Raw genomic sequence first — 15730 nt, forward strand, 5'->3', positions numbered from 1 at the left:
CGCGGGGGGGGTCGGACTATGGGGGCATTAAATCCGTACAGCAGCCAGCAGGTTCATACCCACTATGCGACATTGATCATAACTATCCGTCCGTGCGCATCGATCGGCGCACTGCCGCACAAGGGGGCGCATGGCCAATATGGTCAGGGCATGACGACCGAGCCTGACTCCTTCCCCCGCCGGCACGCCCGCACCCAGCGCTTCACGCTCGGTGCGCCGCGTTCGTTCAGTGTGGCGCCCGACGGTTCACGTGTTGTGTTCCTGCGCTCCAGCTCCGGTACGGACCGGGCGAGTTCGCTGTGGGTCCTCGACACGGAGGGGGGCGGAGAGCGCGTCGCCGCCGACCCGCACGCCCTGCTGGGCGGCGCCTCGGAGGACCTGTCGCCCGAGGAGCGGGCGCGGCGTGAGCGCAGCCGCGAGGGCGGGGCGGGCATCGTCGGGTACGCCACCGACTCGGCCGTCGAGTTGGCCTCTTTCGCCTTGTCAGGGCGGCTTTTCGCGGCCGAGCTGCGGGCCGGGACGGCGCGTGGACTGCCCACGCCCGGGCCGGTGATCGACCCGCGTCCGTCGCCCGACGGGCGGCACATCGCCTACGTCGCGCGGGGCGCCCTGCGCGTGGTGGGCGCCGAGGGGGACGGCGACCGGGCGCTCGCCGAGCCGGAGTCGGAGAATGTCTCATTCGGACTCGCCGAATTCATCGCGGCCGAGGAGATGGGGCGTTCGCGCGGCTTCTGGTGGGCGCCGGAGTCGGACCGGCTGCTCGTGGCGCGGGTGGACGACACGCCGGTGGACCGGTGGTGGATCTCCGATCCGGCGCATCCGGGGCGGGAGCCGCAGCGGGTGGCGTATCCGGCGGCGGGCACCGGCAACGCGGAGGTGCGGCTGTTCGTGATCGGTCTGGACGGGTTGCGCACGGAGGTCGCCTGGGACCGGGCGCGGTATCCGTATCTGGCGCATGTCCACTGGTCAGCGGCGGGCGCGCCGCTGCTGCTCGTACAGGCGCGCGACCAGCGCAGCCAGCTGATCCTGGCCGTGGACCCGGAGTCGGGCGCGACGCGGATGGTGCACGCCGACGAAGATCGAACATGGCTTGATCTTTTCCCCGGGGTGCCGTGCTGGAGCCCGTCCGGGCAGCTGGTCCGGATCGCGGACGAGGGCGGTGCGCGGGTGCTGGCGGTCGGGGAACGGCCGCTCACGGGAGCGCAGTTGCACGTCCGGGCCGTGCTGGACGTCTCCGACGACGACGTGCTGGTCTCGGCGTCGGCGGGCGAGGAGGCCGGCGAGGCGGAGACGGGCCAGACGCATGTGTACCGGGTGAACGAGCTGGGCCTGGAGCGGGTGTCGCAGGAGCCGGGCGTGCACTCGGCGGTGCGGGCCGGGGACGTCACGGTTCTGGTCTCGGCGACGCTGAATCGGCCAGGTGTGCGGGTGCAGGTGCTGCGCGACGGGAAACCGACGGCGAGTGTCCCCTCTTACGCCGAAGACCCTGGTATGTCCCCCCGCGTGACGCTTACCGAGGGGGGCGCACGCCGCATCCCGTGCGCCGTGCTTATGCCTCGGGACTACGCCGGTGACACCCCCCTGCCGGTGCTCATGGACCCCTATGGCGGACCGCACGGGCAGCGGGTGGTCGCCGCGCACAACCCGCACCTCACCTCGCAGTGGTTCGCGGACCAGGGCTTCGCGGTGATCGTCGCGGACGGCCGCGGCACGCCGGGCCGCTCCCCGGCGTGGGAGAAGGGGATCCACCACGACTTCACGCTGTCGCTCGACGACCAGGTGGAGGCGCTGCGGGACCTCGCGGAGCGGTATCCCCTGGATCTGTCCCGGGTGGCGATCCGCGGCTGGTCCTTCGGCGGCTGGCTGGCGGGCCTCGCGGTGCTGCGCCGCCCCGATGTCTTCCACGCGGGCATCGCGGGGGCGCCGGTGACGGACTGGAGCCTCTACGACACGCACTACACCGAGCGCTACCTGGGCACCCCGGCGGAGCACCCGGAGTCGTACGCGACGAGTTCCCTCGTCACGGCCGACGGCCTGTCCTCCCCCGCCGAGCCGCACCGCCCCCTGATGGTCGTGCACGGCCTCGCCGACGACAACGTGGTCGTCGCCCACGCCCTGCGCCTCTCCTCGGCCCTCCTGGCCGCCGGCCGCCCGCACGAGGTGCTGCCGCTGTCCGGGGTCACGCACATCACCCCCCAGGAACAGGTCGCGGAGAACCTGCTCCTCCTCCAGGTCGACTTCCTGAAGCGCTCCCTGGGCATCTCCACCTGAGTGCACGGCAACGGGCCGGGGCGACATGGCGCGCCCCGGCCCGCTTACGGCACCCGCACGGCCGTACGCTGTCCAGCCTGACGCGTCCGTATATCGGGACCGGGTCGGCGAAGTTGCTTGCGTGTTAACGCAGTTGGCGGTGGTTTGTGGGCACTTGGGAGGCCACCAGCTCGGCTTCGAACCCGTCGGTGTTGACGAGGTAGGCGGCGTGGTGTTCCGGGCCCCCGGCGTGGGGATAGCGGTCGGCGAAGAGGGGCGTCCAGCCGTGTGCGGGCGCCTCGCGGGCCAGCACGTCGACCTCCGCGGCTGTCCCGGCGTGGAACGCCAGGTGGTTGAGGCCGGGCCGCATGCGGTCGTGCTCGGCTCCTCGCAGGGCAGGTGACTGCTCGACGACGAGGTACGTCACGCCCAAGCGCCAGCTGCGGCCGTGCTCCCACTCCTGGTAGGGGCCGTAGCCGAGGCGGGCCAGGAGCCAGCCCCATTCGCCTGTCGCCCGGGGCAGGTCGGGGACCCAGAGTTCGATGTGGTGCAGCATTCCTGACCCCTGTCGGAAAACGCCGGTTCCCGGTGCCCTCGGACGAGGGCACCGGGAACCGGAAGGGACGTCGTGCGTGGCCGTCAGGCCGCGTGGACCACGTCCTTCTCCTCTGCGAAGTGGCAGGCCGACTCGTGCGCCGCCGGGGTGTCCGCGTCCTCGAAGCGCGCGGGGATCGCCAGCAGGGGCACTTCCTCGGCGCACCTGTCCTGCGCCTTCCAGCAGCGGGTACGGAACCGGCAACCGGAGGGCGGGTTGGCCGGGGACGGCACGTCGCCGGTCAGGATGATCCGCTCGCGGCCTTCACGGGCCTCCGGATCCGGCACCGGGACCGCCGACAACAGCGCCTGGGTGTAGGGATGCGTCGGGTGGTCGTAGATCTGCTCGTCGGTTCCGATCTCGGCCATCTTGCCGAGGTACATGACCCCGACCCGGTCCGAGATGTGCCGGACGATCGACAGGTCGTGCGCGATGAAGAGGTAGGAGAGGTTGAACTCGTCCTGGAGCTTCTCCATCAGGTTGATGACCTGCGCCTGGACGGACACGTCCAGCGCGGAGACCGGCTCGTCGCAGATGATGATCTCGGGGTTGAGCGCGAGGCCGCGGGCGATGCCGATGCGCTGGCGCTGACCGCCCGAGAACTGGTGCGGATAGCGGTTGATGTACTCGGGGTTGAGGCCGACGACGTCCAGCAGGTCCTGGACCTTGCGACGGCGGTCGCCCTTGGGAGCCACCTCGGGGTGGATCTCGAAGGTCTCGCCGATGATGTCGCCCACCGTCATACGGGGGTTGAGCGAGGTGTACGGGTCCTGGAACACCATCTGGATGTTCCGGCGCACCGCCTTCAGCGCACGCCCGGACAGCTTGGTGATGTCCTGGCCCTTGTAGAAGATCTCGCCCGCGGTCGCCTTCTCCAGCATCATCAGCAGCTTGGCGACCGTGGACTTGCCACAGCCGGACTCGCCCACGATGCCGAGCGTCTCGCCCTGGTAGAGGTCGAAGGAGATGCCGTCGACCGCCTTGACCGCCCCGACCTGCTTCTTGAAGAGGACGCCCTGGGTGAGCGGGAAGTGCTTCACCAGGTTGCGCACCTGCAGGATCGGCTCGCCCCGCTCGACCGGCGCCTCGATCGCGGCGACCGCCTCCGTCTCGGAGTGGGCGTCGACGACCTCGACCTCGGAGACGTTCGGCGTGGCGTCCTGCGGCTCGTCGGTCTTGCTGAGCTCAGCCATGGATCGTCTCCTTCCAGAAGTGGCAGGCCGATCCGCGGCCGGCCAGCTCGGTGCCGTCCCGCTCGGCGACCGGGTGCAGCGCCGGAACGTCCGTACGGCAGACGTCCTGGGCCTGGGGACAGCGCGGGTTGAAGGCGCAACCGGTCGGGATGCGCAGCAGGTTGGGCGGCAGACCCTTGATCGCGTACAGCTCCTGGCCCTTCTGGTCCAGGCGCGGGATCGAGTCCAGCAGACCCTTGGTGTACGGGTGCGCGGGCCGCTTGTACAGCTCGTGCACCGGGGCGGTCTCCACGATCCGGCCCGCGTACATCACCGCGATCTTGTCCGCGACGTCGGCGACGACGCCGAGGTCGTGGGTGATCAGGATGAGACCCATGTTGTACTCGCGCTGCAGCTCCGCGAGCAGGTCCATGACCTGGGCCTGGACCGTCACGTCGAGGGCCGTGGTCGGCTCGTCGGCGATGATCAGGTCCGGCTCCAGGGCGAGCGCCATCGCGATCATGATGCGCTGGCGCATACCGCCGGAGAACTGATGCGGGTAGTCGTTCACCCGGGCCGCGGCGGCCGGGATCTTCACCCGGTCCATCAGCTCGATCGACTTGGCCTTGGCGTCCTTCTTGGACATGCCCTGGTGGACGCGGAACATCTCGCTGAGCTGGTAACCCACGGTGAGCACCGGGTTCAGCGAGGACAGCGCGTCCTGGAAGATCATCGCGATCTTGCTGCCGCGGATCCTCCGGCGCTCCTCGTTGGACATCTTCAGCATGTCCTGGCCGCGGAAGAGGATCTCCCCCTTCGGAATGCGGCCGGGCGGCATGTCGAGGATGCCCATGATGGCCTGGGCGGTGACGGACTTGCCGGAGCCGGACTCGCCGAGCACGGCGAGCGTCTCGCCCGCGGCGACGGAGTAGTTGACGCCGTTGACGGCCTTGGCGACCCCGTCACGGGTGCGGAACTCCACGTGCAGGTCGCGGACTTCGAGCAGCGGGCGGCCCGAGTCCTCGGCGCCGTTGGGCGCGGGACTCTCGGCCGTTTCATCGATGGTGGTCACGTACGCCTCCCTCAGCGCAGCTTGGGGTCGAGGGCGTTGCGTACCGCATCGCCGAACATCAGGAACGAGAGCACCGTGATCGAGACCATCACCGACGGGATGATCAGGGTGTGGGGGGCGATACGGAGCTGCTCACGTCCACGCGCCACGTCGCCGCCCCAGGACACCGCCGTGTCACCGAGGCCCACGCCCAGGAAGGACAGGGTGGCTTCGGCCGCGATGTAGCCGCCGAGCGCGATGGTCGCCACGACGATGATGGGCGCGAGCGCGTTGGGCAGGATGTGCCGGAAGAGGATCCGGGACGTCGACGCGCCGAGTGCCTTGGCGGCCACCACGTAGTCCGCCTGCTTGATGGTGATCACAGCACCGCGGGCGACACGGGCGATCTGGGTCCAGCCGAGGAAGGCGAGGGCCATGATGACGACCCAGACGGTGCGGTCGTCGAAGGAGTTGAGCACCACCAGGGCACCGAGCAGGAACGGGATGCCGAGGAAGATGTCGGTCACCCGCGAGAGCAGGGTGTCGGTCCAGCCGCCGAAGTAGCCGGCGATCATGCCGATGACCGTGCCGATGACGGTGACGGCGAGGGTGACGCCCACGGCGACGGTGATCGAGGCGCGGGCACCGTAGACGACCCGTGCGTAGATCGAGCGGCCCTGGACGTCGTAGCCGAACCAGTCCGGGGCGAAGAGGTGGCCCCAGTTCGGCTTCCCGAGGTAGTGCTTGGCCAGATCGGCGTCGCGCGGCGAGGCGCTGGTGAACAGTCCCGGCCAGAGCGACATCACCAGCAGGAACACGATCAGCACGGCCGATATCAGGAACAGCGGGTTGCGCCGCAGGTCGTGCCAGGCGTCGGACCACAGGCTGCGCGCCTTCTCGGGAGCCGGGCCGGAGTCGGTCACGACGACGCCCGCGGTGCTCACGGTGTCACCGGGAAGGGCTTCGACCTTCTTCTCGACGGTTTTGTCAGGCATACCGGATCCTCGGGTCCAGGACCGCGTAGAGCAGGTCCACGATCAAGCTGGCAGCGAGGTAGATGAGCACCATCAGCGAGGCGATTCCCACGACCGTGGCGCCCTCGCGCCGGCTGAGGGCGTCGTAGATCTCGATACCGATACCCCGCACGTTGAAGATGCCCTCGGTCACGATGGCGCCGGTCATCAGGCTGCCGATCTCGATACCGAGGAAGGTGACCACGGGAATCAGCGAGTTGCGCATCAGGTGGACACCGACGACACGGCGGCGCGGCAGCCCCTTGGCCACGGCGGTGCGGATGTAGTCGGAGCGCAGGTTCTCCGCGATCGACGTCCGGGTCAGCCGGGCGACGTAGGCCAGTGAGAGCGACGCCAATACCGTCGCGGGCAGCGCGAGTTGGGAGAAGTCCGTCGAGTCGGTCACCGTGGGCGTGGTCACCGACCACTTGAACGCGAGCAGGTACTGCAGCAGGAAGCCCAGCACGAAGGACGGCATCGAGACGAGGATCAGCGTCAGCGTCAGCAGTCCGCGGTCCCGCAGCGTGTCGGGGCGCAGGCCGGCGACGACACCGAGGCCGATGCCCACGACCGTGACGAAGGTGAAGGCGAAGAGCGTCAGTCTGATCGTCACCGGGAACGCGTCGGCGATGACGTCCGCGATGGGCCGCTGACTGGCGATCTGGGTACCGAAGTCGCCCTGGAACAGCCCGATCATGTAGTTCGCGTACTGCTGAATGAGCGGCTGATCGAGGCCGAGGTCCTTCTTGATGCTCGCGACCACCGTCGGGTCGTACGCCTGATCCCCCATCATCGCCCGGACGGGATCGCCGGGCAGGGCGTACATCATGCAGAAGATGAGCAGGGTTGACCCGATGAAGACCGGGATCATCTGGAGCAGTCGTCGTGCGACATAGCGCCCCATAGGTGCCTCCGTGAGGGGTTAACGCAGGTGCGGGGGCCGTCTCTTGGTGACGAGACGGCCCCACGCACCTCCCACCGCCACCGGAGCGGCGGCGGGCTTACGGCCTAGTGGGAAGAGCCTGCGAGGCTCCTCTTACTTGGTGGTGACGGCCCACACTTCGAGGTCACCGTGGAAGTCGACGTTGACGTTGTCGACGTTCTTACCGTGGCCGCCGTTGATGCGGTAGTACCAGAGCGGGATGGCCGGCATGTGCTCGACCAGCTTCTTCTCGACCTCCTGGAAGGCCTTCACCGACTCGTCGAGGGACTTGGCCTTGTCGGCCTTGTTCATCAGCCCGTCGATCTCCTTGTTGGAGAAGCGACCGTTGTTGGCCTCGGCGGTGGTGTGGTAGAGCTCCTTCATGAAGTTGGCGTTGACCGGGTAGTCGGCGACCCAGCCACCGCGGTACATGCCCTTCACCTGGTCGTTGTCACGGGCCTCGAGGTCCGTGGCGAAGTCGGGCTTCGGGTCGCCGACGCAGTCGACGCCGGTGGCCTTGCGGATGGACTCGCAGACCGCGGTCACCCACTCCTTGTGCCCACCGTCGGTGTTGTACTGGACGGTGAACTTGTTGCCCGGAACGCCACCGCCCTCCTTGATGAGCTGCTTGGCCTTCGCCGGGTTGTACGTGAACACGTCGGTGTCCAGGTTCTGGTTGCCCTTGACGCCAGGAGGCGTGAAGCCCTTGGCCGGCGTACGGGTGTTGTTCAGAACCGTCTTGGTGATCGTGTCACGGTCGATCGCCATCGACAGACCCTGCAGGACCTTCGGGTCGATGTCCTTGAAGGTCTTGGAGTAGAACGCCGGCGTCAGCGTCTGGATGGCCGCGTACGGCTGCTCGATGGCGCCGTCGCCCAGGTCCTGCTTGTACTTCGGCAGGTCCGTCGGGCCGACCTGGCGGATCATGTCCAGGTTGCCGGAGACGACGTCCTTGTAGGCGGCCTCGAGCGTCGTGTAGGCCTTGAACTGGACGCCCTTGTTCTTCGCCTTGTTCGGGCCCTGGTACTCGTCCCAGGCCTTGACCTGGATGAGCTTCTTGTGGTCCCACTTCTCGAACTTGTAGGGACCGTTGCCGACCGGCTTCTGGCCGAAGGCCTTCGGGTCGTCGTAGAAGACCTTGGGCAGCGGGGCCCACGTGGTGTAGCCCAGCTTGTAGTTGAAGTACGGCATGGTGTTCTTCAACTCGATGGTGAAGGTGTGGTCGTCCACGGCCTTCAGACCGGACATGGCCTCGGCCTTCGGGTCACCCTTCTCCGGGTGGACGTCGTCGTAGCCCTTGATGTCCTGGAACCAGAAGGAGTTCTGCTGGTTGTTCTTGATGTTGGCGTACCAGTTCCAAGCGTCGATGTACGACTTGGAGGTGACTTCCTCGCCGTTGTGGAACTTCCAGCCCTTCTTGAGCTTGACCGTCCACGTCTTGGAGTCCTTGGTGGTGACCGACTCGGCGTTCGTGTAGACGATGTTGCCCTTGGCGTCGAAGTCCAGCAGCTGGGTGAAGAGCGCCTGGATGACGTACGAGCCGTTGGCCTCGTTGGTGTCGGCCGGGACGAGCGGCTTCTGCGGCTCGCCGACGTCGATCGACACATAGCCGGCAGGTCCGGAACCCTTGCTCTTTCCCTCACCATCACTGTCGCCGCCGCAGGCAGTGGCGGCCAGAGCGACGACTATCGCCCCCGCGACCCACTTGGCGCTCTTGGCACCGCGCATGGGTTCCTCCTATGAAGTCATTGGTTCACCGCGAAGGGAGCACACGACACATCACGGCCCCCGCCCGTCGCCGGTGCCGGAATTCGTCGAGTGCCCCCGCGCTCGTGAGTCGCGCCGCTGCCGGCTACTGACCCGTACATCCGAGCTCTACGCGCCTAACTATCTGCCAAACACTGGGACCGAACCACACCCTCGAGGTCTCGGTTCGATCACAGCTCGCGTATACATCTTCCAAAATCCGGACAAAGGGTTTGGTGAAAGATCCCTGCGAAACGGACTTGTTACACATCTATCGGTGGCAGGTGTCCGCATTCCGGACGCGAGAATGAGATAAACGGGTTGCGGCTCCCGTGGCTGCCGTGCAGGGTGCCCCGGGCAGCTGTCGCCCTCTCAAAAGGCCTCCGCCGCAGGGCCGTTGTACGGCACCGAATCCGGGCAGGGCGAAGCACTTCCGCGACAGGCTAGTGGGAGCGGGGCGTTCCGGACGGCTTTCCCCGCCAAATCGAGGGTTTTCCCTCACCCTTCCCTTCGCGTCGCCTCTTCTTCACGACGACGACGCCGGGCACCCCGCATCGCGGGGTGCCCGGCGTCGTCGTGCGGCGGCAGGCGTCAGCCGTGCTTGGCGCGGCTCGCGGCGCGGGCGCGCTCGCGGGCGTCCAGGTTCACCTTGCGGATGCGCACGGCCTCCGGGGTGACCTCGACGCACTCGTCGTCGCGGCAGAACTCCAGGGACTGCTCCAGCGACAGCTTGCGCGGCGGGACGATCGCCTCGAACGAGTCGGCCGAGGAGGACCGCATGTTGGTGAGCTTCTTCTCCTTGGTGATGTTGACGTCCATGTCGTCGGCGCGGGAGTTCTCGCCGACGATCATGCCCTCGTACACCTCGGTGCCCGGCTCGGTGAACAGCACGCCGCGCTCCTGGAGGTTGGTCATCGCGAACGCGGTGACCGCACCGGCGCGGTCGGCGACCAGGGAGCCGTTGTTACGGGTCTGGAGCGTGCCGAACCAGGGCTCGAAGCCCTCGTGGATGGAGTGGCCGATGCCCGTGCCGCGGGTCTGGGTCAGGAACTCCGTACGGAAACCGATCAGACCGCGGGAGGGGACGACGAACTCCATGCGGACCCAGCCGGAGCCGTGGTTCGACATGTTGTCCATGCGGCCCTTGCGCACGCCCATGAGCTGCGTGACCGCGCCCATGTGCTCCTCGGGCACGTCGATCGTCATGCGCTCGACGGGCTCGTGCGTCTTGCCGTCGACCTCCTTGGTGACGACCTGCGGCTTGCCGATGGTCAGCTCGAAGCCTTCCCGGCGCATCGTCTCGACCAGGATGGCGAGCGCGAGCTCACCACGGCCCTGGACCTCCCAGGCGTCCGGCCGCTCGGTGTCCAGCACGCGGAGGCTGACGTTACCGATCAGCTCGCGGTCGAGGCGGTCCTTGACCTGGCGGGCGGTGACCTTGCGGTCCTTGACGGCCGCCTTGTTGTCGGCGCCCTTGCCGGTGGCGCCACGGCCGACCAGCGGGGAGGTGTTGGTGCCGATGACCATGGAGATCGCGGGCTGGTCGACCGTGATCAGCGGCAGCGCGACCGGGTTCTCCGGGTCGGCCAGGGTCTCGCCGATCATGATGTCCGGGATACCGGCGACCGCGCAGATGTCACCGGGGCCGGCCATCTCGGCCGGCTTGCGGGTGAGCGCCTCGGTCATCATCAGCTCGGTGATGCGGACGTTGCTGACGGACCCGTCGCGCTTCATCCACGCGACCGTCTGGCCCTTGCGCAGCTCGCCCTGCTCGACGCGGAGCAGCGCGATACGGCCGAGGAAGTTGTCGGCGTCCAGGTTGGTGACGTGGGCCTGGAGCGGGGCGGCCTCGTCGTACGTCGGCGCCGGGATGTGCTCCAGGATCGTGGAGAAGAACGGCTCCAGGCTGGTGGAGTCGGCGGGGACCGTGCCGTTGTCCGGCTTGGTCAGCGAGGCGATGCCGTCGCGGCCGCAGGCGTAGACGATCGGGAACTCGATCTGCTCCTCGTCGGCGTCCAGGTCGAGGAAGAGGTCGTAGGTCTCGTTGACGACCTCGTCGATCCGGGAGTCCGGGCGGTCCGTCTTGTTGATGCACAGGATGACGGGCAGGCGCTGCTGCAGCGCCTTGCGCAGCACGAAGCGGGTCTGCGGCAGCGGGCCCTCGGAGGCGTCGACGAGCAGGACGACACCGTCGACCATCGACAGACCGCGCTCGACCTCGCCACCGAAGTCGGCGTGACCGGGGGTGTCGATGATGTTGATGGTGATGACGTCCCCCCCGTCCTTCGGGTGGTACTTCACCGCCGTGTTCTTGGCCAGGATCGTGATGCCCTTCTCACGCTCCAGGTCGTTCGAGTCCATCATGCGGTCGTCGACGCCCTCGAGCTGGTGGGCGGCGAAGGCACCGGCCTGCTTCAGCATGCCGTCGACGATGGTGGTCTTGCCGTGGTCGACGTGGGCGACGATAGCGACGTTGCGGATGTCGTGGCGCGTGGCCATATTGCGGCGTTCTCCCGGAGTGTGAGGAATGCCCTGCGCGGACGTCTGCGGTGCGCGGGCCCTGCCGGGCTCAACATGCCACGGCCGCTCCCCATGGTACGGGGCTGCGGCCGCAGAGGTTAGCCGGGATACGTCGGCGCAGGTCAGGCCTTCTACGCGGCCTCGGATCGGGCGGGACAGGTCCGCTGGGCGGCGACTAGGCCGGCCGCTTCGTCCGAGGGCTCCTCGGAACAGGACAGGAAACCGGCGCCGGTGCCTTCCCAGGTCCGCACCTGCCCCTTGGCCGGCTCGCTGTCCCCACAGGTGTAGGTGAAGTCGGCCTCGACCAGGTCGATCGCCGCCCAGGCGTAGTAGGCGCCGTGGTGGTCGCCGGTCGCCGACTCGAAGTAGTGGTCGTCCTGGGGCCGCACCGTCTCCGACGGGCCCGCGAGCGGTTCATCGACCTTCAGATGCCTGCCCAGGGCCTTGATCACACCGGCCGCGTCGGCACCCTTGGGCGTACCGGTCACCGAAGGGCCGGTACACCGTGTCGCCGAGGGGCTTGAGGCGGGCCGTGCGGGAGGCGGTCCTCTTCTTGATCCTGATCGGGTCGGACAGCGCGGTCAGACGCTGCTCCCGCCGGACGCCGGACCAGGCGTACGCAACGTCCGCACAGGCGTCGGCCTTGTCGTCCCCGCCGCCGCCCGGCTCCCCCGTGCACGCCGTCAGCCCGTCATCAGCACCCCGATGACCAGTCCTGCCGCGCGGGTCAGCCGTACCGTGCCGCGCATACGCCGGCCCCCGTCCCCGTGTACGGACGCCCGGGCGCCCGGGCGCCCGCATCATGATCACTGTCGCGTTCATGATGCGGGCGCCCTGCGGAGGTGGCAAGGGAGCTACGGAGTGGCGGAGCCCTTCGCCGACGGGCCCGACGCCGGCTTCGCGCCCTTCTTCAGGAAGCCCATGTCCTCGTAGACCGGCGTGCCGAATCCGAAGGCGCCGGTGTTGACCAGGTTCTTGCGGGCGGCGATGAGCTGGGGGCGCTGGAAGAGGGGGATCGAGCCGGCCGCCGCCCAGATGCGGGAGTCCGCCTTGCGGATGAGGGAGCGGGACTCGCCCTCGTCGAGGGTGGCCACGGCCTGGTCGAAGAGCTGGTCGACCTGGTCGGTGCCGACGCGGGTGTAGTTCTGCTCGACGTTCAGCGAACCGTCGGCGGCCGGGACGGGCTTGGCATAGACGGGGCGGGCGTCGGTGGCGGGAAAGGGGGAGGCGGGCCAGGAGTACAGGGCGAGGTCGTACTGGCCGGACGCGATGTGGTCCTTGAAGTAGGACTCGTCGGAGACCTTGGAGATCTCCGTGCCGATGCCGACGCGCTCCAGCATGCGGGCGATGCGGTCGGCCACCGTGCGCAGCGTCTGGGAGCCGGGCCCGGAGGGGAGCACGAAGCGGAGGGTGAGCGGCTTGCCGTTCTTGGCGAGCGGGGCGGCCTCGCGGCCCGCCGGCGCGGCGGTGCCCATGGGGGCGTACGCGCCGGGGGCGCCGCCCTGGTGGGGCTGCTTGTACTGCTTGCCGTCCTGGGCGAGGTGGGCCGGGTCGTTCTCGCGGTGCGCCTTGCCGTCCTGCTGGTCCTTGCCGTCCGAGCCGACGATGTATTCGCCGTCGTCGTTCCCGGACTCGTCCCCGGAGGACTTGCCGGCCTTCTCGCCCTCGGCGCCGGCCGCCTTCTCCCCCTTCTTCTTCTGTTCCTTGATCGGGCCGCCCCGCACCCACCCGGCGTCCGCGAGCAGCGCCTGGGCCTCCTTGGTGTCCTGGCCGCCGAGGGCACCGCTGTTGTCGGCGTAGGCGGCCTGCCCGGACAGGGCGAGGTGGCTGCCGACCGGTACGGCGGGCAGTCCGAGGGGCTTCAGCACGGCCTTGGCCAGTTCCTTGCGGTCCAGGGCGCGGGCGACGGCCCTGCGGACGCGCTCGTCGGCGAGCGGCCCCTCGGCCCCGTTCAGGGCGAGCTGGGTGAAGGCCGGCTCCAGGGACTTGCGCACCTCGAAGCCGCGCAGGGCCTGCTGCTGCCGGGCGTGCTTGGCGGCCGCCTTGCGCGGCTTCTGGTCCGCCTCGGGGCCCATCACCGGGCTGCTGGAGCCCCGGGGGCGGGCGGCGACGGTGATGCGGCGGGCCTCGGAGGGGGCGATCTCGGCCAGGTCGAGGGTGCCGGCGGCCAGCTCTTTGGCCCGCTCGTCGCGCGGCACCGTGCGCAGCTCGATCTCGGAGAGCTTGGCCGGCCGGCCCCACCAGCGCGGGTTGCGGGTGAGGGTGATGCGCTCGTCCTTGCGGCTGAGCTTCTTCACCAGGAAGGGACCCGCGGTGACCTTGAGCTTCTTGCGTGCCCCGTCGTTGAAGGAGTTCGGGGTGCCCATGACGTCCTTCGGGTACAGCGGCGAGAACAGGGAGCGCCAGTCGGCGTAGGGGCGGCTGAAGGTGACCCGGACCTCCAGGGCGTTGTCCCCGCGCTCGATCTTCTGGATGCGGTCGTAGCCGGCGTTGCGGGCGGTCCAGTAGGCGGTGTCATTGCCCGACAGGGCGCGCCACTGGGCGGCGAAGTCGGCGGCGCTGATCTCCCTGCCGTCGCTCCAGACGGCCTGCTGGTCGAGCTTGTAGAGGACGACCTGCTTGGGCTCCGTCTCGACGACCTTCGCGGACTCCAGGTAGGCGGGGTTGGCCTCCGGGCGGCCCTCGGCGTTCATCCGGAACATCGACGGCAGGACGGCCTGGGCCACGCGGGTGGTGGTGGCGTCGGCGTCCGACTGGAAGGTGTTCAGGGTGTCGGGCACGGAGTCGACGGCCCAGCGCAGGGTTCCGCCGTCGGTGATCCGGTCGCGGGGGGCGGGCTGGATGTCCTGCCCGGCGAGCGGCTTGCCGGCCGGGTCCTCGGAGCCGCATCCGGCGAGCGCGGGAACCGCGAGCACTCCCGCGGTGAGGAGGAAGGCGACCGAGCGCGAGACCGCACGCGGGCCGACGCCGTGCTGGGACATCTGTGCTACCTCCGGAAAGCCGCGGGCGTTATGATCACTTTTGGCGGTATTTGGATTTCATCTGATGTATGCGGCCCACTGAAGAGGAAAGGGTTCGGCAACACAGGGCGACACGGCGGTCACGGGCGGAGAGTCACCCGTGCGGAGCAATACACGGCAAAAGCGCACCCATGCGCCTCGGCCAATCGATGCACATCCCTTCACAGCACAAGGTGTGACGCGCAACACTCGCAGGCGCATGAACGTTGCCGCCTTGGGCCTCGAAGGACCCGCGGAAGTGAGGGCAAGTCATGTCCGTTCACGACGAACTGACGTCAGTCCAGCGCAGTCTCGACGACCTGCTCCGGTCGGTGGGGCGCCTGGAGAAGCAGCTCGGCACCGGCGGCCTGGAGATGCGCCGCGTCCGTGCCGACGCCAACCATCTGCGCGAGAGCGTCGCCCTGCTGCGCGACGCCGCCGCCTCGCCGGCCGCACCGAAGCGCCCCGAGCTCGTCACCATCTCGGACGCGCCGTACGACTCCGCCCTGTGGCGCGACTCGGACGACGAGGGGCTCGGCGCCCGCGACCGGCGCGCTCCCTGACCGGTCAGGAGTCGTACGACCGGCACCTCCCCCGAACCCCGACCGGAGTCGTCACGTGACCACTGGTACGGAACCTCCCGCCACCGAACCCCAACCCAGAAGCGGCGGCGTACGGGCGGGTACGCGCGCCGCTATCTCCGCCCCGCACCTGCGCACCGACCGCTGGTGGCTGGCCCCGGCCGGCACGGCCGCCGGCCTGCTGGCCTTCATCGTCTACTCGACCTGGCGGGCCTTCGCCGACGCCCACTACTACGCGGCGCCGTACGTCTCGCCCTTCTACTCCCCGTGCCTGGCGGAGCGGTGCGAGCCGATGAAGGCCGGCCCGAACTGGGAGATCTTCGGCAGCTGGTGGGGCATCTCGCCCGCCATCATCATCCTGATCTTCCCGCTCGGCTTCCGGCTGACCTGCTACTACTACCGCAAGGCCTACTACCGGGGCTTCTGGGCGTCCCCGCCGGCCTGCGCGGTGGCCGAGCCGCACAAGAAGTACACCGGTGAGACCCGCTTCCCGCTGGTGCTGCAGAACATCCACCGGTACTTCTTCTACGCCGCGATCGCCGTCGCCGGGATCCTCACCTACGACACCGTGCTCGCCTTCCGCGACGAGAACTACGCGTGGGGCCACATGGGCCTCGGCACCCTGGTGTTCCTGGTCAACATCGTGCTGATCTGGGCGTACACGATCTCCTGCCACTCGTGCCGGCACATCGTCGGCGGCAAGCTCAAGCACTTCTCCAGGCATCCCGTGCGCTACCGGATGTGGCAGTGGGCCGGGAAGCTCAACGCCCGGCACATGCAGCTCGCCTGGGCGTCGCTGGTGAGCGTGGCGCTCGCCGACTTCTACGTCTATCTGGTCGCCTCCGGCGCCTTCGACGATCCGCGGTTCTTCTGATGAGGGG

The 15730-nt window shown here is 68.8% G+C and carries 12 protein-coding genes; 3 read left to right on the plus strand and 9 right to left on the minus strand.

Going from position 1 to position 15730, the window contains the following annotated elements; all coding sequences use genetic code 11:
- The first annotated feature begins 150 nt into the window (after positions 1-150).
- On the plus strand, positions 151-2271 hold the full coding sequence (locus ACZ58V_RS03155) for a S9 family peptidase (RefSeq protein WP_471288046.1): 2121 nt from the start codon (positions 151-153) through the stop codon (positions 2269-2271).
- Positions 2272-2395: 124 nt separating this feature from the next.
- Here ACZ58V_RS03155 and ACZ58V_RS03160 read toward each other — a convergent pair whose 3' ends face one another.
- From ACZ58V_RS03160 to ACZ58V_RS03200, 9 genes are all read right to left on the minus strand, one after another.
- Positions 2396-2806 carry a VOC family protein gene (locus ACZ58V_RS03160; RefSeq protein ID WP_468187740.1) on the minus strand — a complete coding sequence of 137 codons (411 nt, stop codon included), beginning with the start codon at positions 2804-2806 and terminating at the stop codon, positions 2396-2398.
- A gap of 83 nt (positions 2807-2889) precedes the next feature.
- A complete protein-coding gene (locus ACZ58V_RS03165; RefSeq protein ID WP_468187738.1) occupies positions 2890-4038 on the minus strand; it encodes an ABC transporter ATP-binding protein in 1149 nt (382 codons plus the stop codon).
- Positions 4031-5089 (minus strand): ABC transporter ATP-binding protein, encoded by a 1059-nt coding sequence (locus ACZ58V_RS03170; protein WP_468187736.1) that lies wholly within the window; start codon positions 5087-5089, stop codon positions 4031-4033. Before ACZ58V_RS03170 ends, ACZ58V_RS03165 begins: the two co-directional genes overlap by 8 nt.
- 11 nt (positions 5090-5100) lie before the next feature.
- The gene (locus ACZ58V_RS03175) at positions 5101-6063 is read right to left on the minus strand and encodes an ABC transporter permease (protein WP_471288047.1); all 963 of its coding nucleotides are present in this window, start codon (positions 6061-6063) and stop codon (positions 5101-5103) included.
- Positions 6056-6985 (minus strand): ABC transporter permease, encoded by a 930-nt coding sequence (locus ACZ58V_RS03180; protein ID WP_189723044.1) that lies wholly within the window; start codon positions 6983-6985, stop codon positions 6056-6058. Before ACZ58V_RS03180 ends, ACZ58V_RS03175 begins: the two co-directional genes overlap by 8 nt.
- A gap of 132 nt (positions 6986-7117) precedes the next feature.
- Positions 7118-8731: a peptide ABC transporter substrate-binding protein gene (locus tag ACZ58V_RS03185; RefSeq protein WP_471288050.1), complete on the minus strand. Its 1614-nt coding sequence runs from the start codon at positions 8729-8731 to the stop codon at positions 7118-7120.
- Positions 8732-9340: 609 nt separating this feature from the next.
- Entirely contained in the window at positions 9341-11248 is a 1908-nt protein-coding gene (gene typA / locus ACZ58V_RS03190) for a translational GTPase TypA (RefSeq protein WP_184590819.1), read from the minus strand.
- A 152-nt stretch (positions 11249-11400) separates the two neighbouring features.
- The gene (locus ACZ58V_RS03195; protein WP_471288052.1) at positions 11401-11757 is read right to left on the minus strand and encodes a hypothetical protein; all 357 of its coding nucleotides are present in this window, start codon (positions 11755-11757) and stop codon (positions 11401-11403) included.
- A gap of 366 nt (positions 11758-12123) precedes the next feature.
- Positions 12124-14250, minus strand: a complete 2127-nt coding sequence (locus ACZ58V_RS03200) for an ABC transporter family substrate-binding protein (protein WP_471288053.1) — start codon at positions 14248-14250, stop codon at positions 12124-12126.
- A 290-nt stretch (positions 14251-14540) separates the two neighbouring features.
- Between ACZ58V_RS03200 and ACZ58V_RS03205 the strand changes: the two genes are divergently transcribed.
- Together ACZ58V_RS03205 and ACZ58V_RS03210 are read left to right on the plus strand one after the other, a co-directional pair.
- Positions 14541-14831, plus strand: a complete 291-nt coding sequence (locus tag ACZ58V_RS03205; RefSeq protein WP_189723040.1) for a hypothetical protein — start codon at positions 14541-14543, stop codon at positions 14829-14831.
- A gap of 55 nt (positions 14832-14886) precedes the next feature.
- Positions 14887-15723: a hypothetical protein gene (locus ACZ58V_RS03210; RefSeq protein WP_468187724.1), complete on the plus strand. Its 837-nt coding sequence runs from the start codon at positions 14887-14889 to the stop codon at positions 15721-15723.
- Positions 15724-15730 lie beyond the last annotated feature (7 nt).

The organism is Streptomyces sp. NPDC040589, from assembly GCF_055594445.1.